Here is a 23,399-nt window from a genome sequence, read left to right on the forward strand (position 1 = left end):
CTCGTCAGCTAATCAATCGCTGCGCGGTAAACTTGTCCGTAACAAGCATGTCGATGACTCCCACGCGGAGCGCCCCTGCAATCGCGTCGGTCTTTTTGGACCCGCCGGCAAGAGCAATGACCCGGTCCACTCGTTCGAGATCCTCAAGTGGAAGGCCTATGACTCGGTCGTCCAGGGGTGTCTTGACCGGCTTGCCGTTTTTATCGAAGAAGCGAAGGGAGATATCGCCGACGGCTCCCGCTTCCGCGAGATCAGACAGTTCGCGGGACGAAAAGATGTTGCCGGACCGTGCGAGAAGTTCGGACGGTTCGACTGCTCCGATTCCGACTATCGCAAGCGTTATGCTGCCGAACAGGTCAATCGTCTCGCGGACGAACGGGTCGGCCTGCATCAGAAGCTTTGCCTCTCTGGACGAGGTAACGCCCTGCACGGGAAGCAGTTTCGGCTCGGCGCCGGTCAGCCGTGCAAGCCGCGTGGTAAGCTGCGTCGCATGCGTCTGCACTGAAGGATCCCCCATGCCTCCAAGGGTCTGGACGACGTATTTCGCCTGAGCGCTCTTCTGAGGATGAATGTTCTCGACCATCTTGAAAATGGTCTGGCTCCAACTCGAAACGCCGATGATCTCCCCTGGCGCAAGTGTCACCTCCAAGAGATGAGCCGCTGCCTCTCCGATACGGGCCATGATCGCTCCGTCCCGATCTTCCGTGCACTCAACGACGATCGCCTCCGGCAGATCGTATTTCTCGCGAAGCGCGCCCTCGAGCTCGCTGTAGGTGCCGGCGGGAGGGATCACGCTGGTTCGCACGATATCTTCAGCCTCGGCACGCTTGAGCATCCGCGACACCGTCGCCTGCGACAGGCGAAGGTGCTGTGCGATCTCCGCCTGTCGCCGTCCCTCCATATGGTACATCTGGGCGACCCTTGAAATCAGGCGGAGTTCGTTAAGGCGAGTCATCGCTATTCCCAGAGTGAATTTTTATTCACCTTTAGCCTTTGTTTCGCGGACCGTCGAGCGGGCAAGCGCATCATTCCAGGTATCGAGAAGCAGCGCGCGATCCACGGGTTGCGGCTCAATGATTTGAGTGTTTCGCGGCAACTCCGCGACGTTCTGGAGATTGCTCCACAAGCCGAGCGAAAGCCCCGCCAGGTAAGCAGCGCCCAAAGCCGAAGCCTCGGGTGCTTCACATTGGATCACCGGATGTTCGATGAGGTTCGAGACACACTGCATCAGAAAGCGGTTCTGGCTCGGCCCACCATCCACGTAGAGCGCGCCGAGCGCGCCGCCGCTCTGTGCCCGCATGGCCGCGATCACGTCATGCACCTGCAGGGCGATGGAGTCTGTGACCGACCGAGCCATTTGCGCACGTGTCGTATTGAAGTTGATCTGGGAGAACAGGGCACGGGCGTCGGACTTCCAATAGGGTGCGCCCAGTCCCACGAATGCCGGCACGAAACCAGGTCCGCCCGGCTCAGCGCTCGCCGCAAGTTCGACAAGGGCCGCCACATCCGCCAAGCCGAGAATCTCCGCCATCCAGGGAAGACTGGCGGCGCAGACGAGAATATTGCCTTCGAAAGCGAAAGTCGGCTTTCCCTCGATGCGCCATGCGACGGTGGTTGTGACGCCGTTGCGTGGGGGAATGAATCGCGGCAGCGTCGTCATGACCGAAGAGCCGGTTCCAAAGGTCACCTTTCCGTCGCCCGGCTTGAATGCTCCATGACCGAACAGGGCTGCGTGGCTGTCTCCGATCGCAGCCATGATCGGAGTGCCATCCGGCACCCCCGGCAATCCTTGCGTCCGGCCGAAATCGGCAGAGCTGTCTAGTACCTCGGGGAGGAGCGCGATTTCGACGCCGAAGATCTCGCCAAGTTCATCGCTCCATCTCTGTTCCCGCAGATCGAACAACTGGCTCCTGGCGGCATTGGAAGCGTCGCAAACATGCCGACGCCCGCCGGTCAGGCAGTGGACGAGCCAACTGTCGACCGTTCCCAGCCGCACCGATCGCCCGGCCGGAATACGGTCGAGCAGCCATCGGAATTTCGAACCTGGAAACATCGGATCCAATGGCAGGCCTGTGAGCGCCTGCACACGGTCAAGGCGGCCTTCGGCAATGAGACGCTCGCAATCCTGTGCCGTACGACGACACTGCCAGCTTACCACCGGTCCAAGCGCGTCTCCCGTTTCGGCGTCCCAGGCGGTGACAGATTCGCGCTGGTTGGAAATGGCCACCGCCTCGATAGTCACATCGGGACTGGCCTTCAGGCAGGCGTCGATCGCTTCGCAAACCGATGCGTAGAGCCGGCTTGGGTCTTGTTCGACCCAACCCGGCTTCGGATAGGAAATGCCGACAGCAGCCGAACCTCTGCCGACGATTTCTCCCCTTTCGGAAACCAGAACTGCCTTTGAATTGGTGGTGCCCTGGTCGATTGCCAGAATTGCCCGCATTCTATCCTCCCCAGATCAGGTCTCGGCCGGGACGACAAAAAGCGTCCCGGCTAGAGCAATTCCAGGAAAAGTGCCAAGCGGTTTTCCGTCCGGAATTGCATAAGAACAAAAGTCGCGCGATTTTACTTGCGCCTGATCAACGACTGCGCGGCGTCGGCGATTGCGGACGGCGCCATTCCGAATTCGTCGAGCAGAAACTCTGCCGAACCGGTCGGGGCATAGACCCCGGGAACTCCGAGACGTTTCATCGGGACCGGAGCATTGTCGACCACCACTTCGGCTACCGCGGAACCCAGCCCGCCAAAGATCGTATGCTCTTCGGCTGTGACGATCGCTCCGGTTTCCTTCGCCGCTGCTATGATAGCCTCCTCGTCGATCGGACGAACCGTTGCAAGATTGAGCACCCTGGCGTTGATGCCGCGGTCTGCGAGGATTTCGGCAGCCTTCAAGATGCGATGAGTCAAAGTGCCATTGGCGATAAGGGTGACGTCGGAGCCCTGGCGAAGGAGGTTTGCCTTGCCGAGTTCGAACCTGTGACCCTCCGGAAGCAGATCCGGTACACCAACGCGAGACAGACGCAGGAAACAGGGCCCGTTGTAAGCCGCGGCCCACTCAACCGCAGCAGCCGTTTCGATGCGGTCACAAGGCGCAATGACCGGAAGATTGGGCAGAACCCGCGTCCAAGCGAAGTCTTCGATCGAGTGATGGGTCGGTCCGAGTTCGCCATACGCCATTCCGGAAGAAATGCCGACCAGCTTGACGTTGGCATTCGAATACGAAATATCGGCCTTGATCTGCTCCAGCGACCGTCCCGTGAGAAACGGAGCAGCGGCGCACACAAATGGAAGACGTCCGCCATTGGCGAGGCCTGCGCCAACCCCCACCATGTTCTGCTCTGCGATGCCGACATTGACGAGGCGCTCTGCAAACTTCGCCTTGAAGCCGCCGAGCTTGGAGGAACCCACAGAGTCGTTGCAGACGGCAACGATGGTTTCGTTTTCGGCGGCCAGCCGCTCAAGCGCAGCAGCGAATGCGTCGCGGCAATCGTAGAGCCTGGGTGGGTTTATTGGCGCATTCATTACAGTGCCTCCGACAATTCTGCCAACGCAATTTCGTATTGTTCCTTGCTCGGTACCTTGTGGTGCCAGTCGACCCGGTCCTGCATGAACGATATTCCATGGCCCTTGTTGGTATGGGCGACGATGCAATGCGGTCTTGGCCCGCGGTGTTCGAGAGCCGGAACGATTTCGCTCATTTTGTTCCCGTTGATTTCGCTGACTTCCCAATCGAATGCTTCAAGCTTCGGACGAAGCGGGGCGAGATCATTGGTATCGGCCAGTGCAGCGCCCTGCTGAAACCTGTTGTGATCGATGATCAACGTCAAGTTATCGAGCTTGAACTGAGCTGCCGCCATGATCGCTTCCCAGTTTGAGCCCTCCTGCATCTCACCGTCGCCGGTGACGACATAGGTGTGATATTTCGCGCCTGAGAGCTTGGCGGCTATCGCCATTCCTACTGCGACCGGAAGACCGTGGCCGAGCGGCCCGGTATTCGTTTCGACGCCAGGAACCTTGTTGCAATTTGGATGCCCGTTCAGCCTCGAATGCGGCTTCAAGAAGGTGGAAATCTCATCCTCCGGGATGAAGCCGCGTTTTGCGAGCGTTACATACAGCGCGCATGCCGTATGCCCCTTAGAAAGAACGAACCTGTCGCGGTCGGGATGTTTGGGCTGATCCGGCCAGACATTCAGCACACGAAAATAGAGAGCCGTCAAAATGTCGATGACCGACATCTCGCCGCCAATATGGCCGGCGCCCGCTTCAAAGACCGCCTGGAGATCGCGCAATCGGATCTGGCGGGCGATGCGCTCAAGTTCTGTCGGATCCATAAATTCCTCCGTGCATAAATATTCAATCATCAATATTTTTGCACAACAAGCCGATTAGTCAAGCCCCTTAAGACGCTCCCGAGAGCACATGCCCGAAGAAAGCTTATTGACAGCTGAATGGCAAGTTGTTAATGAATTTTCCAGCAGGCATGAATAATTATTCTACCCTGAGCAAATATCGGATACAGGCCTACGCATAGGGAGGAGCAATGGTGGCGCTCGATATCAATGAACAGAGGCTTTCGTCCGGAGCCTGGCTGAGCAAGCTCAAGGGAGCTACCGGCCCCCTCGTCGGACTGCTCGCACTGTGCGTCTTTCTGAGCCTCAGCACAGATACGTTTCTTTCGGTTCGAAACGGCCTCAACATCCTCGACCAGATCACTGTTCTCGGCATCATGGCGGTAGGAATGACGTTCGTCATCCTGATCGGCGGCATTGATCTTTCCGTCGGCTCGGCACTCGCGCTGGCGATGATGGTCATGGGCTGGACCGCCAACGTCGCCGGCCTACCGCTGCCCGTCGGGATCGCTTTTGCTCTCATCGCCTCAGCGGTATCAGGCCTGATCGTCGGACTTCTGGTGACGCAGTTCCGGGTTCCAGCCTTTATTGCCACTCTTGCGATGATGTCCGCGGCTCGCGGCGTTGCAAACATGATCACGGACGGTCAGCAGATCGTCGGATTCCCCGACTGGTTCATGATGCTGGCCATCGATCGCCATTTCGGCATCATGACTGCCACGGTATTCCTCATGCTTGCGGTTGTTCTTGCCGCGTGGCTTTTCCTGCACTTCCGGTCCGAAGGTCGCATGCTCTATGCGGTGGGCGGAAACGCCGAAGTCGCGCGGCTGGCTGGTATCAACGTCCCGCTCGTGACGATAGCCGTCTATGTCGTTAGTGCCGTCCTTGCGGGGCTCGCAGGCATCGTGCTCGCCGCACGGCTGGATTCCGTCCAGCCGTCCAGTGGTCTGGGCTATGAACTGGACACCATCGCTGCGGTCGTCATCGGCGGGACTTCGCTCTCCGGCGGCGCGGGCGGCATCGGTGGAACGCTGATCGGCGTTCTTATCATCGGTGTGCTTCGCAACGGTCTCAACCTTCTCAACGTCTCGCCGTTCCTGCAGCAGGTGATCATCGGCATCGTCATCGTGCTCGCGGTCGGCGCAGAGACTATTCGTCGGCGTCGCGCCTGACGAGCGGGGTCCGCCGCGTTGGCAGACCCGGAATTCCGCCCCAAAATTTGGGGCGGATCAATACCCCGAGGGGGAGGACATACCCGAGGGTTCCATCAAACAACGGAGGAAAATACAATGAAAATAGCGCGCACCATGCTCGCGTCCGCTGCACTGCTCGGCCTCATGCTCGGCCCCGTACATGCGGCGGAACTGAAGAAGCTCGGCTTGGCCGTTGCCAACCTTCAGGCAAACTTCTTCAACCAGATCAAGCAATCGGTCGAAGCCGAGGCCAAGAAGCGCGGCATCGAAGTCATCACGGTCGACGCGAAGGGCGACGGACCGACGCAGGTCAACCAGATCCAGGATCTTCTGACCCAGAAAATCGACGCGCTGATCTATATTCCGGCAGGTGCGGCGGCTGCGACCGTTCCGGTCAAGCTTGCGAAGAGCGCCGGCATCCCGGTCGTGAACGTCGACCGGAACGCCGAGGGAGCACCCGGCGATACCTTCCTTGCAACGGATTCCGTCGCGTCTGCCAAGGCCGTCTGCGACTACATCCTGAAGGAAGCCGGCGGCAAGGGGAAGATGGTCATCATCCACGGCCAGAAGGGCACGACGCCGGAAGTCGATCGTTCGAAGGGCTGCGCTGAATCTCTCAAGGCATATCCGGACGTCAAGGTTGTCGCCGAACAGTTCTCCAACATCTGGAGCCAGGACGAAGGCTTCCAGATCATGCAGAATATGCTGCAGGCAAATCCGGACGTTTCCATCGTGTTCGCACAGGCCGACGGCCTCGCCCTCGGCGCCGCGCAGGCGATCAAGGTCGCCAATCCGTCGCAGAAGATCGTGGTCGGCGGCTTCGATGGCGACACCGCGGCTCTCGAAGCGCTGAGCAAGGGCGTCTTCAACGTAACGGCGACACAGCAGACGCAGAAGATGGGCCGCGATGCGGTCGAAAATGCCGCCAAGCTTGTCGCCGGAGAAAAAGTACCGCCGGTGCAGCTTATGGACGCCACGCTGACAACCAAGGAAAACGTCGCAGGCTTCATCGCCAGCCATCCGTAATGAAGTCGAGGTCTTGAGGAGGTGTGCCAATGACTGATCCCGTTCTTTCCCTGAGGGGCATATCCAAATGGTATGGGCCACTCCAGGTTCTGAAGGATGTCAGCTTGGACGTTTACCCCGGCGAAGTGGTTGCACTTCTCGGTGAAAACGGAGCGGGCAAGTCGACGTTGTCGGGCATTATTGCCGGGTCACGCTCGCCCTCCGAAGGATCAATGACATGGCTGGGGCAGCCTTATGCCCCGGCCACTCCAAGGGAAGCCATCGACAAGGGCGTTGTCCTGATACATCAGGAACTGCAGCTACTGCCGCAGCTGTCGATCGCGGAAAACGTCTTCATCGGACGCTGGCCGATGAAGAACGGCGTCGTCGACCGCGCCCAGATGGTTCGCCGGGCCCAGGACCAGCTCGCTCGCTTGAACCTTCGCATTCCTGCAACGCGGACGGTCGCCGGCCTTTCCACGGCGAATCAGCAACTCATCGAGATCGCCAAGGCGCTGGCTCTCAACGCAAAACTCCTGATCCTCGATGAGCCGACAGCCGCCCTTGGCGGAGCGGAGACGGAAGCTCTCTTCGAACAGGTTCGGAAGCTTCGCTCAGAAGGCGTCGGCATCGTCTATATTTCCCACCGCATGGAAGAGATCAAGCAGATAACCGACCGGATCGTCGTTCTTCGTGACGGCGAGCGGGTGCAGGAATTCTCCGACAGCGCCACCCCGGTGCGAACGATTGTCGAGAGCATGGTCGGGCGCCCGCTTGACCGCTTGTTCCCTACCCTTCCGGTTCCGACAAATCGCCCGGTACTCCAGGTGTCCGGGCTGAGCTCGCCGGACAACTCGTTCCGTGACGTTACCTTCGAGGTCCGGGCCGGGGAAATTCTGGGCATCGCCGGATTGGTCGGTGCCGGCCGCACCGAACTGGTGCGTGCGATTTCGGGAGCAGATCCAATCAGTGCTGGTTCGATCAAGCTGGAAGGCGAGGAACTCAGGCTGCGCGATCCAGCGGACGCGATCGCCAAGGGTATCGTGATGGTTCCGGAAGACCGCAAGGAGCAGGGCCTGATCGTCGGGCACCGGATCAGCGAGAACATTGTCTATGCCAATCTCGACAAACTCGGCGGCGGTTGGATCACGCCGCGCGTCAAGCGCTCCTTTGCAGAAAAGGCAGTTGCCAAGTTCGGCGTAAAGGGCCGTGCTGAACAGCACGCCTCGGACCTGTCCGGCGGCAACCAGCAGAAGGTCGTGATCGCGAAGTGGCTCATGCGCGATCCCAAGGTCGTTGTGCTCGACGAGCCGACGAGGGGCATCGACGTCGGCGCCCGAGCGGGCATCTACGACATCATCGTCAATCTTGCCAAACAGGGCGTGGCGGTCATCGTCGTAAGCTCTGACCTCGAAGAGGTTCTTGGAGTCTCCAATCGCATTCTCGTGCTTGCGCAAGGCAAGCAGGCGGGGATTCTCAATCGTGACCAGGCAAACGACGTTTCGGTCATGGAGCTAGCGACCATCTAAACAGACAGAGAAAGGAAGAGCGGTGTCCGACATCACTCTGAACGCCCCGAAGCTTTTCGATCTCAGCGGCCAGGTTGCCATCGTTACCGGAGCCGGCAGCGGCATTGGTCAGCGTATTGCCATCGGCCTTGCGCAATGCGGCGCCGACGTGGCGCTGCTCGACCGCAGAACCGACGACGGACTGGTCAAGACGGCTGAACATATTCGCGCCGCCGGCCGCCGCTCGATCCAGATCGCGGCGGATGTCACGAGCAAGTCTTCCCTTGGAGAGGCCGTGGCACGGACCGAAGCGGATCTCGGCGCGCTGACGCTTGCAGTCAACGCTGCAGGCATCGCTAACGCGAACCCGGCGGAAGAGATGGAGGAGGACCAATATCAGACGTTGATGGATATCAACCTCAAAGGCATCTTTCTTTCCTGCCAGGCCGAGGCCCGCGCCATGCTGAAGAATGGACGCGGCTCCATCGTCAACATCGCCTCCATGTCGGGTGTGATCGTAAACCGGGGGCTGAACCAAGCGCACTACAACGCCTCCAAGGCGGGCGTGATCCATATGTCGAAGTCTATGGCGATGGAATGGGTCGACCGCGGCATTCGCGTCAACACCATCTCCCCCGGATACACGGCAACGCCCATGAACACCCGCCCGGAGATGGTCCACCAGACCAAGCTCTTCGAAGAGCAGACGCCGATGCAGCGCATGGCAACAGTCGACGAGATGGTCGGTCCGGCTGTGTTCCTGCTGTCGAATGCGGCAAGTTTCGTGACCGGCGTCGATCTTCTCGTCGACGGCGGTTTCTGCTGCTGGTGATGAGAAAGCTCATTACCGCCGCTGGAAAGTGACCGGTCTCGCTTCCTCCCTGGCTGAGATCGAGGCGCTGAAGGGACTAACGGGCACGACGGCGTGCGATATCGCGGTCTGCCCGCCCTTCGCGCTGATCGAACGGAAGGAGGGCTCGGGTCGTCATCGGCGGTCCGAATTCCCGAGGATCAGTTGAGCTCCAACAATGATCGCATGATAGATCGCACCCAGATTTTCTGTTTATCGATGGACAAGGAAAGAGCATGAAACGCTTTGAGCAGAAGACCGTCGTCATTACCGGGGGTAGCCGCGGCATCGGCGCCGCCATCGCTAGACGATTTGCACGCGAGGGCGCCAATCTCGTCGTCTCGGCCAACGAGGACCTGGTTCACGGCGTCGCCGAACAGATCCGGGCCGAAGGCGGCAAGGCGGTCTCCTTCATCGGCGACGTCACCGACAAGGCGAGCGTCACCGCCCTCTACGATACCGCCGAAAAGGAATTCGGCTCGGTCGACGTCTCGATCCAGAATGCCGGCGTCATCACTATTGCCCGCGTCGAGGACCTGACCGAAAACGAATGGGACAAGGTCATGGCCGTCAACACCAAGGGCGTCTTCCTCTGCGCCCAGGAGGCGATATCAAGGATGCGCAAGCACAAGCGCGGCGGCCGCATCATCAACACCGCTTCCGGCCAGGCCCGCGACGGCTTCATCTACACGCCGCATTATGCCGCCTCGAAAATGGGCGTCGTCGGCATTACCCAGAGCCTGGCCAAGGAAGTCGCGACCGAGAAGATCACCGTCAACGCCTTCTGCCCCGGGATCATCGAGACCGACATGTGGGCCTATAACGACCAGGCCTGGGGCAAGCTGCTCGGCAACTACGCCCCCGGCGAGCTGATGAAGGAATGGGTCGAAGGCATCCCGATGAAACGGGCCGGCTCTGGCGAAGACGTCGCCGGCCTGGTGACCTTCCTCGCCAGCGAGGACGCCGCCTATATCACCGGCCAGACGATCAATGTCGACGGCGGCCTGATCATGTCCTGACGCAGGTCGCCCAAAAGTGCGCAGCGGCTTTGAGACAACGACCTGAAACAAACATCAAACCACCAACGAAGCGCGGAAGGCGACCCGGTCGTCGCCTCCATGTGAACAGTGTGTCCATCGGCGTCATGGCAGCTTTGCATTTTTGCCCCGTCGAGTGACCTTGCCATCCGCCTGTTTTTGATTCTATCTTTGAAATGTTCTCAGGGCGGGGTGTAATTCCCCACCGGCGGTATCAGGAGCAATCCTGGAGCCCGCGAGCGCTTCCGGCACCTCCTGCCGGAAGGTCAGCAGATCCGGTGAGATGCCGGAGCCGACGGTATAGTCCGGATGGAAGAGGACAACACGGGCAGTCGCACTCCATCCCGGAGTCGGCTGACGTTTGTTCGCCCAAGGGCAGAAGGCTCGCTCACGGATTGAGCCGAGCAGATCATGTCAGCCCGCTGACATAACCCTTGAAAGGCCAGACAGCATGACTATCGCAAGAATTGAAGATGCCATATCAGCCATTGCCAGCGGCAAGATGGTCGTCGTCGTCGATGACCAGAACCGGGAAAACGAAGGCGATATCGTGGTCGCCGCCGATGCCGTCACCTCGGAAACAATCGCCTTCATGATGACCCACGCCCGCGGCCTCGTCTGCATCGCCATGGAAGGCGAGCGTCTCGATGCACTCGATATACCGCTGATGGTGCCCAACAACACGGAATCGCACAAAACCGCCTTCACGGTCTCGGTCGACTATCTCAAGGGCACAACGACCGGCATCTCGGCAGCCGACCGCGCCGCCACCGTCCGCGCCCTCGTCGACGATCGCACAAAGCCTGACGAATTCGCCCGCCCCGGCCATATCTTTCCGCTGCGCGCTAATCCCCGCGGCGTGCTCGGCCGCCCTGGCCACACCGAAGCTGCCGTCGATCTCGCCCGCCTCGCCGGAAAGACCCCGGCCGGCGTCATCTGCGAAGTCGCCAATGACGACGGAACCATGTCCCGCCTCCCCGAGCTCACCCTTTTCGCCAAACGCCATGACCTCCTGCTCGTCACCATCGAGGATCTGGTTGCCTATCTCGAACGCCAGGCGGCAAAAGACATACGCGAAGTCGCCTGATCGTAGCCTCAAGGCGGCACCAACAGCAGAGCGCCTCATTCGGAAGGGGCCTAATGGGCCTCGACGGATGGGACGCGTGCGCCGGGTTATTCTCCGCTGAGGCCATTGCCTTTCGCTTGTGCTCAAGGCGTTCGTCGCGACTGCTCCTCACCCCCCCTCATCTGCCCTACGGGCATCTTCTCCCCACCGGGGAGAAGCGGGAGCAAGCCGAACGGCTGTCATTTCCACAACTGGGCTCCCAAGAATGCAAGACGTTGCCACGACTCCCCTTCTCCCCAGCAGGGAGAAGATGCCGGCAGGCAGATGAGCATCTGTGTTTGGTGTCAAGGTGGATTTGGTGTCCAGATGCGGTTTTTGGTGATGAGGGTGTTTGCCAGGACGATGAGCTTTCTCATGACGGCGACGAGGACGACCTTATTGGGTTTTCCGACTTTCTTCAGCCTTGCGGCGAAGCGTGCGAGGTCCGGGTTGTGACGGGAGGCGGACAGGGCGGCCATGTAGATGGCGTTCCTGGGTGCTGGGCGTCCGCCCCTGATGGAGCGATGTCCGGCCCGCTCGCCACTTTCGCAGGCAATCGGCGCAAGGCCGGTCAGCATGGCGGCCTGCTTGCCGGAGCAGGCGCCAAGTTCGCAAAGGCCAGCGATCAGGCTTGCGGCGGTGACGGCTCCGATGCCGGGAATGGAGATGAGGATGTCGAGGCGGCGGCGCATCTCGGGATCGGCGCAGATGCTGCGCTCGATCTCGGCGTCCAGTCTTGCGATATGGGTGTCGAGCGCGGCAAGCCGGCGCGTCAGTTCCTTGCGCAGGAAGGCGGTCACGGCCGTCTTCATCCGGTTGGACAGGGCGGTGCGTTCGCCATTGGCGGCAGATCGGGCATTGACCAGTTCCTGCAGGGCTTCCAGCGCTTGGTCCGGCGGTGGGGTCTGTGCGGGCTTGAGGGCTTCTCCCATGATGGCCAGAAACCGCGCATCGAGCCGATCGGTCTTGGCGAGAAAGCCGCAGGCTTTGGCAAACAGCCGGGCGCGCAGCGGGTCGACGACCGACACGTAAAAGCCATCGGCATGCAGCGAGCGCTGGACGGCGCGATGCCACTTGCCGGTCGCTTCCATGACGATACGCAGCGCCGAGCGCGGCATCTGGTCAAGCGCATCGAGCTCCCGCTTGAGGCGGCGCAGGCCGGCCGTGTCGTTGGTCACCCGAAAACTGCGGCCGAGAGGATGCAGATGAATGTCCAGCCACTCTTTACAGACATCGATGCCGACATAAACTGTCGCCATCGCGGTGCGTTCGGACGATACCTTGCCTTGCATACGGGACCTGCTCCCCACTATCTGTTCAGGACAAACGCGAAGGACGGGCGGACCAGGCTCATCCCCGGTTCACGCCAAGGGGGTTACGGTCCCGCCCGTCCGACCCCTGGGGGATGGCCATCCCCCAGGGGTCGCACCCATCATCAACGGATGCAGTTTGAACATGCAAGGGGGTGAGCGGCAAAGCCGCGAATGCGTTGAGCGCAAGCGAATGCAAATGAACGGCCCCGATCGTCCGCCCTATGTCCGGCTGATCGAAACGCCGCCATCCGCCAGCATCGCCGTGCCGGTCACGAAGCTCGACATGTCGGAGGCGAGGAAAAGCGCCGCATTGGCGATCTCTTCGGGTTGGGCCATGCGTTTCAGCGCATGCAGCCCCTCGACGAAGGCGAGCAGTTCCGGCGTGGCGTCCGGCGCGTTGGTGATGCTGGCGGGTGTGTCGGTGCCGCCTGGCAGCAGTGCGTTGACGCGGATGTTCTGCCTCCCGAGTTCGGCGGCGAGCACCTGCACGAGGCCGATAAGCCCCGCCTTGCCGGCGGCATAAGCGGCCATGCCCGGCATGCCGGCGGTGTGGCCGACGAAAGTCGAGGTGAAGATCAGCGATCCCCCGCGCGCTCCCATTGCCGCCGCCTGGTGCTTGGCGCCGAGGAAGGCGGCGGTGAGGTTGGTCTCGATCGTCTCGCGCCATGCCTCCAGCGAAAGCCCTGTCACCGGCCCCATCTCGCCAATGACGCCGGCATTGTTGAAGGCGATATCGAGCCCGCCGAAGCGCGAGACCGCCGTCTCGACAAGCCTTGCCTGCAGCGCCTCGTCCCTGACATCGCCTGATATGGCGACGGCCTGCCCGCCTTCCGCCTCGATTTCGGCAATGACGGCATTAAGTGCTTCCTGCCGCCGGCCGTTGACCACGAGTTTCGCGCCTTCCCGGGCAAAGAGTTTCGCCGCCGCGCGGCCGATGCCGGAGCTTGCGCCGGTGATGATGGCGATCTTGCCGTTCAGAAGTGTCATGTCGGTTTCTCCTGGGTTGTTGCGGCACCAGAGATCTCAAACATCAGGCGATGCAGCCACCCGTTTCCCGCGCAGGAAAAGAAAAACCGCTTACGACCGACGATGTCGGTCTGAGCGACAGCCACCGCGGGTCAGGTTTGAACCTTGATCGCTGCGCTGGAAGTATCGGAATTCACCTTATCAAACGGTGATTTGCCGCGATCTCCACCGACGCGCCTGCGTCGACGTCAGTGCCATTGTGCGTCGCATCATCGATTTATGCTGTGTGTGACATTCATCCGATTCCCTCCATGCATCTTCGCGATTAAAAGGAGCGCACAGGTAACGGGAATCTCTTCATGCCGCGGTCACGCAATACTGAAGGCGCCATCTATATGAGCTTGGCGATGGCCGGCTTTTCCGCAAGCGACGCTTTATCCAAATCGGTGATCGCCTATATGAACGCCGGCGAGATCATGTTCCTGCGCGGCCTCTTCACCAGCCTGCTTGTCTATCTGATCGCCTGGAAAATGGGCGCGCTGCGTTCCTGGCGCATCATGCTGCAGCCGATGATAATCTTCAGGATCATCTGCGAGACGCTTTCCGCCGTCACCTATATCACCGCGCTCGGCATGATGCCGATCGCCAATGCCTCGGCGATCCTGCAATCGCTGCCGTTGGTCGTTACCTTCGGGGCGGCGCTCTTCTTCGGCGAGCCGGTCGGTTGGCGGCGCTGGTCGGCGATCCTCGTCGGCCTCGTCGGCGTGATGATCATCATCCGTCCCGGCCCTGATGGATTCACCCCCGCCGCCCTCCTCTGCGTCGCCGCGGTGCTGACGACGGCCGGCCGCGATCTCGCCACCCGGAGCATCAGTCCGGAGATTCCCTCGCTGATGATAACCGTCATCACCGCCATATCGGCCTCCTTTTTCGGTGCGCTACTCATTCCGGCGCTCGGCGGCTGGCAGCCGGTCAGCGCTAGCGCCCTTGGGCATCTCGTGCTCGCATCGGTGCTGGTGCTCGTCGGCTACCAGTCGGTCATACTCGCCATGCGCACCGGCGAAATCTCTTTCGTCGCGCCATTCCGCTATACCAGCCTAATCTTTTCCTCTCTGCTCGGCTTCCTCTTCTTCGCCGAAGTGCCTGATAGCTGGACGCTCGTGGGGGCTGCGATCGTCATCGCCTCCGGCCTCTATACGTTCTATCGTGAAGCTAAGCGCCGTGTGTCGCCGATCGCGCAGGAATCCGCGCCGCGCGCGCCCGTCTGAAGCAGATGATGGCTGAGGAAGGATGATGGCTGAATTCTCGTTGGATAAATCTCACATAGCAGGCGTCGTGCTGGCCGGCGGCCGCTCGCAGCGCATGGGCCGCGACAAGGCAGGCGTGATGCTTGGGACCGAGAGCCTGCTCCGCCATGTGTTGACCCGGCTCTCGCAGCAGGTCTTGCTCGTTACCGTCAATGCCGATGCCGCCGCCGGGGACGTGCCTGTCGTTCCCGACTATATTCGCGGCAAGGCCGGACCGATGGCCGGCATCCATGCGGCCATGGTCTATGCCGCCAGCCTGCCCTCGATCACCCATGTCGTCACCGTCTCGGTGGATTGCCCGTTCTTCCCGGCCGATCTCGTCGCCCGGCTGGCGGCAGCGGTCGAGCACTCGTCGCAGATCGCCATCGCCGCCTCCGAGGGCCGAAGCCATCCCGTCTTCGGGCTCTGGCCAGTGACGCTGGCCGCCGATCTCGAAGCCTGGATCGCCAGCGACGAGAAGCGGCGTGTGCGTGACTTCCTGTTACGGCATGACGTAACGGACGTGGCGTTCCCGCTGCATCCGACTCGTGCCAGCCTGCTCGATCCCTTCTTCAACATCAACACGCCTGACGATCTCGTCGAGGCGGAACGCTGGCTGGAGGCCCTTCGCGGATGACCGCACCGAAAATCTTCGGCATCGCCGGCTGGAAGAACTCGGGCAAGACGGGTCTCGCCGTCCGGCTGGTGACGGAGTTCACCCGCCGCGGCTACAGGATCTCGACGATCAAGCACGCCCATCATGATTTCGACATCGACAAGGTCGGGGCCGACAGCTACCGCCACCGCCAGGCCGGCGCCCACGAGGTCGCCATCGTCTCCGGCACCCGCTACGCCATCATGCACGAGCTGCGCGGCGCGCCTGAACCTCAGTTCGAGGAGATCCTTGCCCGCCTCGCCCCCTGCGACCTCGTGCTGATCGAAGGCTACAAGCGTGAGCCGATCCCGAAGATCGAGGCCCGCCGCCTGGAGGCCGCCAATCGCGAACCGCTGGCGCCGAGCGATCCCCATATCTGCGCCATCGCCGCCGATCATGCCGTAATCGATACGGCCCTGCCGGTCTTCGATCTAGACGACACAGGCGCCATCGCCGATTTCATCACTGACATCGTTGGCCTTGGACAGGCGAGGCTTTGAACCACCTGCGTCGCCGCCGCCGGATCTAGGAAGCGGAGCCGTTTCGCGTGCCATCGCCTTGGCGATTTCCTTGGCGAGCTGAGCCTGATTATAGGGCTTTGCCAATCTCGGTAGATCGATATCGGTGCCAGAGGGAAGATCGGCGTAACCTGTCGCCAGCACGATCGGCAACGCCGGATAAATGTCCCGCGCGGCCTGGGCAAGCTGCGCGCCGGTCATACCAGGCATCGAATAGTCAGAGATGACAAGGTCGAAATGCTGACCGCTGCTGATCAGGTCCAGTGCCTGCGAGCCGGAATTTGCTTCGACGACCTCGTGGCCGAGATCTTCAAGCATGTCGACCGAACTCATGGCGATCAAGGCGTCGTCATCGACCAAGAGGATCTTCAGTCTGGATGCGGCTTGCTCAACAGTCACCTCCGACTCGGCCAGCACCTCTGTTCGCCAGGCCGTCGCCGGAAGCCACAATTCCGCAGTCGTTCCCACCCCAAGCTCGCTTGTCAGACGAAGTGCGCCATTGAGCTGAACGGCAAGTCCATGGATCATCGATAAGCCCAGGCCCGTGCCCTTTCCGAGTTCCTTGGTCGAGAAGAACGGATCGACGGCCTTCTTCAGGGTCTCCGCGTCCATGCCGGTGCCGCAGTCGGCCACCGCCAAAACAAGATAGGGGCCCTCGCCGAGATCACCCTTATCGCCGGCAACATTTTCCTGGCGCAGCGAGATGGACAGCGTCCCTCCGTCCGGCATCGCATCGCGTGCATTGACCGCCAGGTTGAGCAGCGCCAATTCGAGCTGGTTCGCATCGACCAGTGCCGGCGGCAGGCTTGTCGGCACATTGATTTCGATGCTGATCGAGGATCCAACCGAGCGCCGCAGCAGGTCTTTCATGCCGGAGACCAGCTCGGTCAGATCGACGGGCTTGACCTGCAGATCCTGCTGTCTGGCAAAAGCCAGCAGCCGTTGCGTCAACGCCGCCCCGCGCCGCGCCCCCTGAAGCGCCCCATCGACCAGACGCGTCGCCTTGGCATCTCCGGCAACATGCTTGCCGAGCAGCTCCAGATTTCCAAGAACGACCATTAGCAGATTGTTGAAATCGTGGGCAACGCCGCCGGTCAACTGGCCGATCGCCTCCATCTTTTGCGATTGGCGAAGCTGCTCCTCGGCCCTTTCACGCTGGGCGACTTCCTCGAGCAGCGTTTGGTGAGCGGCGTTAACTTCTTTGGTCCGTTCCCGCACACGCTCTTCGAGGTTTTCATTGAGCCGTCTTAGATTTTCCTCGATGGTCTTACGGGCGGTAGTATCGGAGCAGACCCCGACGAGTTTCCTGGCGGAACCATATCTGTCGGAATAGAGCTGCGCATGGACCTCGGTCCAATGCAGCGATCCATCCGGCCAGATCGTCCTGTGCTCGATCGAATAGTCACGTCCAGTATCAATCGTCCGGCGCAGGCGTTCCAGCACAAGATCCCGGTCGTCGGGGTGGATGCTTGCGATGAGGTCGTCGCGTGTGACGTCCTCATCCGGACTGCGGCCGAAAACCGCTTTGCAGGTGGCCGAGGCTGATAAGGCCATCGAGGATAGCTCCAGCTCCCACGCCCCAAGACGACCGGCTGCAAGCGCCGTCTGCAGCCGTCGCTCGCCCTCGGCCAAAGCCTCGAGCTGAGCTCGAGCCTCATATTGGCGCAGGCGCCCTTTTAATGCGGTCCGCGCAATACTGATGAAGGAGGTCGCATGGAACGGCCTTTCCAGGAAGGTGACATTGCCGAGAACCTCGGAAAGCCTGGCAGCGGCCGGATTTCGTTCAGGCCCGCCGCCGCGCGTGGTAAGCACGATGAATGGCAGATCCGACCAGCTTGGCTGGGCGGAGACCCAGGCGGCAATCGGCTTCAAATCGCTCCAGCGAACGGCCTCTTCGGTCAGCACGCCAAGTGCGATGTCATCTTTCAGTGAAGAGGCAAAGACATTCAGGTCGGCAGCCGCAATCGATGATAGGCCGGCTTCTTCGATTAGCGATACCGCCACCTGGGCATCGCGTCCGGCGGGAGCATAGATCAATGCTTTCGGCTTTACGGAGTTAGGAATTGCCGCGACCCCCGCCATCAGTCGATAGGAGTGGCTCTGCGCCGGTAACAAATTCGGGAACGCCGCGAAGCACACCTTGGAACCCGACCAGAGGATCCCCGAACGTCAACCCGGAACTGTTGATACGATACTCTCGGATTGTATCCTCATGCAGCCCAGTTCTCTTCTTGATCACCGAGACCGCTCGCCGCACCTTCCCCGCAGCCTCGAAGTAGCGCAGCAGTATGACTGTGTCCGCAAGATAGGTCACGTCGACAGGCGCCTTCATGTCGCCGACAAGCCCATGCTGTGCAACGGTAAGGAAGGTATTGGCGCCTTGCCTGTTCAAATATTGAAGCAACTCATGCATGTGAAGGATCAGCGAATTTTCATCCGGCATGGATGCTTGATAGCCGTTGATGCTATCGATAATGACGGTCTTAGCATTCGACTCGTCCACGCACTCGCGCACGCGATGCGCGAATTCACCTGGTGACAGTTCAGCGGCGTCGAGCTGTTCAATGTGAATTAGACCGCTGCTCCTGAGCGTCTCGAGATCGATTCCGAGCGCCTTGAGCCGCGTAAAAAGCAGGCCAAGCTCTTCGTCGAAGATGAAGGCCGCCGCTCTCTCGCCACGCGCAACAGCCGCGACCAAGAATTGGAATGAGAAAGTACTCTTACCGGTACCGGATGGACCGAGGATAAGCGTACTGGAACCTCTCTCCAACCCACCGCCTAATAGGAGGTCCAGTTCCGGAATATTTGAGGATAACTCGTCGCGGACATAACTCGACCGATGTTCGGCGGCGACGAGACGTGGAAAGACAACGACGCCGCCAGTTTGAATGGTGAAATCGTGGAAACCGCCGCGGAAGGCTTGCCCACGGTATTTCGTGATCCTGAGGCGGCGGCGCTCAGCGCCATAGCTCGGCGCCATCTCCTCAAGATGGATGACTCCGTGAACGACGCTATGCACAGTTTTATCAAGCACGTCGGACGTCAGATCATCGAGCAAAAGGACTGTCGCCCCCTGCCGGGCAAAGTAGTGTTTGAGCGCAAGGATCTGGCGGCGGTAGCGCAGCGAGCTTTGAGCTAGAAGCCTTATCTCCGACAGGCTGTCGAGAACCACGCGACTTGGCTTAATCCGCTCGAAAGCGGCAAAGATCTCCTTTGTCGTCTCTCCGAGTTCTAGGTCTGATGAATAAAGCAGGCTCTGCTGCTGGTCGGCATCCAGCAGGCTTTCCGGAGGCACGACCTCGAAGACCTCGATATTGCCGTCGATCACCATGCCGTGCGATGCGGCACCGGCGCGGAGTTCACTCTCGGTTTCGGAAAGGGTGACGTAGAGCCCCTGCTCGCCAAGCCGCGCACCCTCGATCAGGAACTGCAGCGCAATCGTTGTCTTGCCCGCCCCCGGATTTCCCTCCAGGAGAAACACGTGCCCTGGCGAAAGGCCCCCTGCCAGAATTGTGTCCAAACCGGACACTCCAGTCCGGGCTTTCATGGCAGGTATCGCAGTATTCATTCATTGTTTCCTTCGGTTTATACCGGGAATTAGTGGCGACCGACGGAATGTCAAATAGTCAAGCGCGTATGATCCCGACGTGCTGATCCGGGGCTGGGATCGGCGATCTAACCCCGATATCGAAGCGCATCGACGACGAGGGCGAATGCCGGCGACGTATGTCTGCGGCTCGGATAGTAGAGATGATAGCCGGAAAACGGGGGGCACCAATCTTCGAGGACACGCACCAGCTGCCCGTCGGCAATATGTGCCGCAACCAAGTCCTCCGGCATGTAGGCGAGCCCGATGCCTGCCAGTACTGCATTCAGCCGCAGCGCTATATTGTTGAAAACCAATTGCCCTTCGACGCGAACCCTGAGTTCGCGCCCGTCCTTCTCGAACTCCCAGGCATAAACGCTGCCATAGGTCGGCAGACGCAGATTGATGCAATTGTGATCCGTGAGGTCCTGCGGCGTCATCGGCTTTGGCCTGGTGTCGAAATAGGCCGGAGCGCCGACCACGGCCATGCGCATGTCAGGGCCGATACGCACCGCAATCATGTCCTTCGCCACCTGTTCTCCAAGCCGCACCCCTGCATCGTAGCGCTCCGCGACGATGTCGGTCAGACCGTAGTCGACAATGATCTCGACATTGACATCAGGATAATCGGGCAACAGCTTTTCCAAGGCAGGCCAGAGGACGGCATCCGCCGCATGCTCTCCGGCATTGATGCGAATGGTGCCTGCCGGTTTCTCCCGCAACGCGCTCAAGGCAGCCAGCTCGCTCTCGATCTCGTCGAGCCGCGGACCGATGGAGAGGAGCAGGCGTTCGCCGGCCTCCGTCGGCGCGACGCTGCGCGTCGTGCGTGTCAGCAATCGCAATCCAAGCCGCTCCTCGAGCCCGCGGATGGTGTGGCTGAGTGCCGATTGCGACACACCGAGCTTGCCCGCCGCTTTGGTGAAGCTTTGAGCGCGCGCGATGGCGAGGAAGGCGATGAGGTCATTGACGACGGGGCGCGGCATTGATGAAACTTTCTCATGGGTTCTTGCCGTTTATACCATCTAATCGCGACCAGGCGCACGCGCTAGATACCTTGCTACTTGAGTGGACATGTCTGCCCCGACATTGAAAGGAAGACTAAGATGGATATCAAACGAAGCGGTTCGCAGCCTTCGGCCAAGGGGCCAGCGGAATGGTTTACTGGCAGTGTGCGTGTCGATCCGCTGTTTGCGGCTACCAGCCCGGCACGCGCGGCTGGCGCCAGCGTCACCTTCGAGCCCGGCGCCCGTACCGCCTGGCATACTCATCCGCTCGGCCAGACGCTGATCGTCACATCCGGCTGCGGCCGTGTTCAGCGCGAAGGCGGCCCCGTCGAGGAAATCCGCGCCGGCGACGTCGTCTCGTTCGCACCGGGTGAACGCCATTGGCACGGCGCATCGCCGACGACGGCAATGACCCATATCGCCATCCAGGAGCAGCTCGACGGCAAGGTTGTCGACTGGATGGAGCATGTCACCGACACGCAATACCAAGGTTAGCAAGGGAAACGTCTATGCAGAAGCGTGAACTTGGAAAGAGCGGACTGAAAGTCTCGGCCATCGGTCTCGGCTGCATGGGGCTGAGTTATGGTTATGGCCCGGCGACGGATATTCAGGAAGCGACAGCACTGATCCGGCGGGCGTTTGAACGCGGCGTGACCTTCTTCGACACGGCCGAGGCCTATGGCCCTTATAAGAACGAGGAGCTTCTGGGAGAAGCGCTCGCGCCCTTCCGCGAGGAGGTGGTGATCGCTACGAAATTCGGTTTCAACTTCGATGCCAATGGCGGCCAGAGCGGCATGAACAGCCGGCCGGAGCAGATCCGGACGGTGGCCGACCAGGCGTTGAAGCGTTTGAAGACCGATGTCATCGATCTCTTCTACCAGCATCGAGTCGACCCCGATGTTCCGATCGAGGATGTCGCCGGCACGGTCAAGGCACTGATCGCTGAAGGCAAGGTCAGGCATTTCGGCCTCTCGGAAGCAGGCGCCCGGACGATCCGCCGCGCCCATGCCGTCCAGCCGGTGGTGGCGTTGCAGAGCGAATATTCGCTGTGGTGGCGCGAGCCCGAGCAGGAGATCCTGCCGACGCTTGAAGAACTCGGCATCGGTTTCGTGCCCTTCAGCCCGCTTGGCAAGGGCTTCCTCACCGGCGCGATCAGCGAGACGACCACCTTCGACAGCAAGGATTTCCGCAACGTCGTGCCGCGCTTTTCTCAGGAGGCGCGAAAGGCCAACCAGGTGCTCGTCGATCTTCTCGCGGAGATTGCCGCGCGCAAGAAGGCCACCTCGGCCCAGGTGGCTCTGGCATGGCTGCTGGCGCAGAAGCCCTGGATCGTGCCGATCCCCGGCACCACCAAGCTGCATCGCCTCGAGGAGAACATCCAGGCCGCTGAGGTGGAACTGACGGCAGAGGATCTCGCCAGCATCGAAAGCGCGCTCGCCACGATCAAGGTGGAAGGCGATCGTTATCCCGCGCATCTGCAGGCAAGGGTCGACCGCTAAAAGCGGCCAACGGGCGTCAAGGCGACTTCTCATCCGAACAAGAGAAGCGAGCGGCCACAGTCACCTGCGGCCGCTTCTTCATCGATTGCATCATCGTCTCGGTGCCGGCGCATTATCCCGAAAAGCCGGTATCGCCTCCAGCTTGGTGACAATCTCGGCGATATTGGGCCATCGGGTGAGATCGAAGCCGAGGCGACGGGCGCCGATCGACTGCGGGAACAGAAAGATATCGGCAATGCTCGGGCGATCGCCGACGGCGAAGATCCCTTGCCTGCGGCCGGCGATCATCGTCTCGACAGCCGCCATTCCCTCGCCCACCCAATGACGATCCCAGGCGATGATGGCATCGGCATCAGCCTGGAACGTGGCGCGAAGATGCAGGCCGATGCGTGGCGGCAACAACGCATGGATTTCGGCTGTGATCGCAAGCGCGATCGACCGCGCCAGCGCCCTATCTTCCGCTGTATCAGGCAGCAATGGCGGTCTAGGCTGAAGCTCATCGAGATATTCGACGATCGCCAGTGACTGGGTGAGGAGAACGCCGCTATCCGTCAGCAAGGCTGGCACGAGTCCCTGCGGATTGACACTGCGATATCCGGCCTGCCGGCTCTCGGAATCTTCGCCGAGAATGGTGACCGGCAGCGCTTCGGCCGTCAGTCCTTTCAGGGCGAGCGCGACGCGGACTCGGGATGTCGCCGAGGAAATTTCGTTCTGATAGAGTTTCACTGTCTTTCTCCCGGGTGATCTAAAAGAGCAGCTGGAGCGGCGGCCGCTCTCCTGAGGATGAAGCTGCGGATGCCGCCGTCACGAGGCCGGCAAGCGGCGACGGCTCCTGTGAGCTTACATCGTAGATGCAGGGCGCTGCGAAAATCGTCGCCCCCAGAATGCAGATGTTCATCAGTCTCATTTAGTTCCTCCATCGACGAGGCCCGACCGGCCTCGTCATGTTTCCTTTGGCGATCGATCCCATCAGTCAGGCAATGCTCAATTCGACATTGATATTGCCGCGGGTTGCTTTCGAATAGGGGCAGGTGCGGTGCGCTTCATCCACAAGCGCCCTTGCCAGATCCGCTTCGATGCCCGGCAGGCTGACCTTGAGGCGAGCCTGCAGGAAATAGTCGCCGTCGGTCGCCCCGAGATCGACCTCGGTATCGACGCCAAGATCTGCGGGAAGCCTGATCTTCTGCTTAGCCGCAGCAATGCCGATCGCGCCGATGAAGCAGGCAGACCAGCCGGCGGCGAAAAGCTGTTCGGGATTGGTGCCGGCACGGTTGCTGCCCGGAGGCGAAAGCTTGATATCAAGCTGGCCGTCGTCGCTATGCGACGCGCCGTCGCGCCCGCCCGTCGTGTGGGTCTTGCCGGTATAGAGAACCTTGTCGATCTTCGTCATGGAACACTCCTCGTGTTGCGTCGCTGCACGCGACTGGCCGCGGTGCGCGGCCGGATTGACAGAGTGTGGTTTGACCGACGGATATATCCGCCATGTTTCCGAAATCGCCCGAAATGTCACAAAACGTAGCATCCG

At 60.8% G+C, this 23,399-nt stretch carries 23 protein-coding genes and 1 riboswitch; of the genes, 11 read left to right on the forward strand and 12 right to left on the reverse strand.

The annotated features are described in order from the left end of the window. Positions 1-4: 4 nt before the first annotated feature. The 4 genes from N1937_RS11640 to N1937_RS11655 form a co-directional block, all read right to left on the reverse strand. Positions 5-955 carry a sugar-binding transcriptional regulator gene (locus N1937_RS11640; protein WP_017964577.1) on the reverse strand — a complete coding sequence of 317 codons (951 nt, stop codon included), beginning with the start codon at positions 953-955 and terminating at the stop codon, positions 5-7. A gap of 21 nt (positions 956-976) precedes the next feature. After that, positions 977-2,443 carry an FGGY family carbohydrate kinase gene (locus tag N1937_RS11645; RefSeq protein ID WP_222294605.1) on the reverse strand — a complete coding sequence of 489 codons (1,467 nt, stop codon included), beginning with the start codon at positions 2,441-2,443 and terminating at the stop codon, positions 977-979. Between the two features lie 122 nt (positions 2,444-2,565). After that, the gene (locus tag N1937_RS11650; protein WP_222294607.1) at positions 2,566-3,522 is read right to left on the reverse strand and encodes a transketolase family protein; all 957 of its coding nucleotides are present in this window, start codon (positions 3,520-3,522) and stop codon (positions 2,566-2,568) included. Next, a complete protein-coding gene (locus tag N1937_RS11655; RefSeq protein ID WP_222294608.1) occupies positions 3,522-4,331 on the reverse strand; it encodes a transketolase in 810 nt (269 codons plus the stop codon). The genes N1937_RS11650 and N1937_RS11655 overlap by 1 nt, the downstream gene beginning before the upstream one ends. Before the next feature lie 209 nt (positions 4,332-4,540). Here N1937_RS11655 and N1937_RS11660 point away from each other — a divergent pair, with 209 nt between their 5' ends. The 6 genes from N1937_RS11660 (at position 4,541) to ribB (ending at position 11,029) form a co-directional block, all read left to right on the forward strand. Further along, positions 4,541-5,521 carry an ABC transporter permease gene (locus N1937_RS11660; protein WP_017964581.1) on the forward strand — a complete coding sequence of 327 codons (981 nt, stop codon included), beginning with the start codon at positions 4,541-4,543 and terminating at the stop codon, positions 5,519-5,521. A 117-nt stretch (positions 5,522-5,638) separates the two neighbouring features. After that, positions 5,639-6,568: a sugar ABC transporter substrate-binding protein gene (locus N1937_RS11665; RefSeq protein ID WP_017964582.1), complete on the forward strand. Its 930-nt coding sequence runs from the start codon at positions 5,639-5,641 to the stop codon at positions 6,566-6,568. A 29-nt stretch (positions 6,569-6,597) separates the two neighbouring features. Further along, positions 6,598-8,076: a sugar ABC transporter ATP-binding protein gene (locus N1937_RS11670; RefSeq protein ID WP_017964583.1), complete on the forward strand. Its 1,479-nt coding sequence runs from the start codon at positions 6,598-6,600 to the stop codon at positions 8,074-8,076. Positions 8,077-8,098: 22 nt separating this feature from the next. Then, on the forward strand, positions 8,099-8,887 hold the full coding sequence (locus N1937_RS11675) for an SDR family oxidoreductase (protein WP_162117737.1): 789 nt from the start codon (positions 8,099-8,101) through the stop codon (positions 8,885-8,887). A 254-nt stretch (positions 8,888-9,141) separates the two neighbouring features. After that, complete coding sequence (locus N1937_RS11680; RefSeq protein WP_017964585.1) at positions 9,142-9,924, forward strand: glucose 1-dehydrogenase; 783 nt, start codon at positions 9,142-9,144, stop codon at positions 9,922-9,924. A gap of 192 nt (positions 9,925-10,116) precedes the next feature. Continuing rightward, positions 10,117-10,267, forward strand: a riboswitch (FMN riboswitch). Positions 10,268-10,393: 126 nt separating this feature from the next. After that, the gene (gene ribB / locus N1937_RS11685; protein WP_222279332.1) at positions 10,394-11,029 is read left to right on the forward strand and encodes a 3,4-dihydroxy-2-butanone-4-phosphate synthase; all 636 of its coding nucleotides are present in this window, start codon (positions 10,394-10,396) and stop codon (positions 11,027-11,029) included. 323 nt (positions 11,030-11,352) lie between these two features. Here ribB and N1937_RS11690 read toward each other — a convergent pair whose 3' ends face one another. Beyond that, entirely contained in the window at positions 11,353-12,339 is a 987-nt protein-coding gene (locus N1937_RS11690) for an IS110 family transposase (protein ID WP_222281449.1), read from the reverse strand. A gap of 240 nt (positions 12,340-12,579) precedes the next feature. Beyond that, on the reverse strand, positions 12,580-13,347 hold the full coding sequence (locus tag N1937_RS11695) for an SDR family oxidoreductase (protein WP_222279331.1): 768 nt from the start codon (positions 13,345-13,347) through the stop codon (positions 12,580-12,582). Between the two features lie 338 nt (positions 13,348-13,685). Here N1937_RS11695 and N1937_RS11700 point away from each other — a divergent pair, with 338 nt between their 5' ends. From N1937_RS11700 to mobB, 3 genes are read left to right on the forward strand one after another with little or no spacing between them, the layout of a single operon-like run. Then, entirely contained in the window at positions 13,686-14,594 is a 909-nt protein-coding gene (locus tag N1937_RS11700) for a DMT family transporter (RefSeq protein ID WP_222294610.1), read from the forward strand. A 25-nt stretch (positions 14,595-14,619) separates the two neighbouring features. Then, positions 14,620-15,249 (forward strand): molybdenum cofactor guanylyltransferase MobA, encoded by a 630-nt coding sequence (gene mobA / locus N1937_RS11705; RefSeq protein WP_260058872.1) that lies wholly within the window; start codon positions 14,620-14,622, stop codon positions 15,247-15,249. Further along, on the forward strand, positions 15,246-15,767 hold the full coding sequence (gene mobB, locus N1937_RS11710) for a molybdopterin-guanine dinucleotide biosynthesis protein B (RefSeq protein ID WP_017964590.1): 522 nt from the start codon (positions 15,246-15,248) through the stop codon (positions 15,765-15,767). Before mobA ends, mobB begins: the two co-directional genes overlap by 4 nt. On the opposite strand, the gene N1937_RS11715 is transcribed toward mobB, so the two are convergent. The 3 genes from N1937_RS11715 to N1937_RS11725 form a co-directional block, all read right to left on the reverse strand. Next, positions 15,699-17,867, reverse strand: coding sequence for a hybrid sensor histidine kinase/response regulator (locus N1937_RS11715; protein ID WP_260058941.1), 2,169 nt, complete (start codon positions 17,865-17,867; stop codon positions 15,699-15,701). The two genes, mobB and N1937_RS11715, sit on opposite strands and share 69 nt — an antisense overlap. Further along, positions 17,842-19,353, reverse strand: coding sequence for an ATPase domain-containing protein (locus N1937_RS11720; RefSeq protein ID WP_017964592.1), 1,512 nt, complete (start codon positions 19,351-19,353; stop codon positions 17,842-17,844). The genes N1937_RS11715 and N1937_RS11720 overlap by 26 nt, the downstream gene beginning before the upstream one ends. 107 nt (positions 19,354-19,460) lie before the next feature. After that, entirely contained in the window at positions 19,461-20,354 is an 894-nt protein-coding gene (locus tag N1937_RS11725; RefSeq protein WP_162117731.1) for a LysR family transcriptional regulator, read from the reverse strand. Positions 20,355-20,474: 120 nt separating this feature from the next. On the opposite strand from N1937_RS11725, the gene N1937_RS11730 reads away from it, so the two are divergent. Then, the gene (locus N1937_RS11730; RefSeq protein WP_162117730.1) at positions 20,475-20,870 is read left to right on the forward strand and encodes a (R)-mandelonitrile lyase; all 396 of its coding nucleotides are present in this window, start codon (positions 20,475-20,477) and stop codon (positions 20,868-20,870) included. Positions 20,871-20,884: 14 nt separating this feature from the next. Further along, a complete protein-coding gene (locus tag N1937_RS11735; protein ID WP_260058873.1) occupies positions 20,885-21,874 on the forward strand; it encodes an aldo/keto reductase in 990 nt (329 codons plus the stop codon). Between the two features lie 90 nt (positions 21,875-21,964). On the opposite strand, the gene maiA is transcribed toward N1937_RS11735, so the two are convergent. From maiA to N1937_RS11750, 3 genes are all read right to left on the reverse strand, one after another. Then, entirely contained in the window at positions 21,965-22,600 is a 636-nt protein-coding gene (gene maiA / locus N1937_RS11740; protein WP_260058874.1) for a maleylacetoacetate isomerase, read from the reverse strand. Positions 22,601-22,619: 19 nt separating this feature from the next. Further along, on the reverse strand, positions 22,620-22,781 hold the full coding sequence (locus tag N1937_RS11745) for a hypothetical protein (protein ID WP_260058875.1): 162 nt from the start codon (positions 22,779-22,781) through the stop codon (positions 22,620-22,622). A 66-nt stretch (positions 22,782-22,847) separates the two neighbouring features. Next, positions 22,848-23,264: an organic hydroperoxide resistance protein gene (locus tag N1937_RS11750; protein WP_260058876.1), complete on the reverse strand. Its 417-nt coding sequence runs from the start codon at positions 23,262-23,264 to the stop codon at positions 22,848-22,850. Positions 23,265-23,399 lie beyond the last annotated feature (135 nt).

It is taken from the genome of Rhizobium sp. WSM4643 (assembly GCF_025152745.1).
Lineage (GTDB): Bacteria > Pseudomonadota > Alphaproteobacteria > Rhizobiales > Rhizobiaceae > Rhizobium > Rhizobium leguminosarum_I.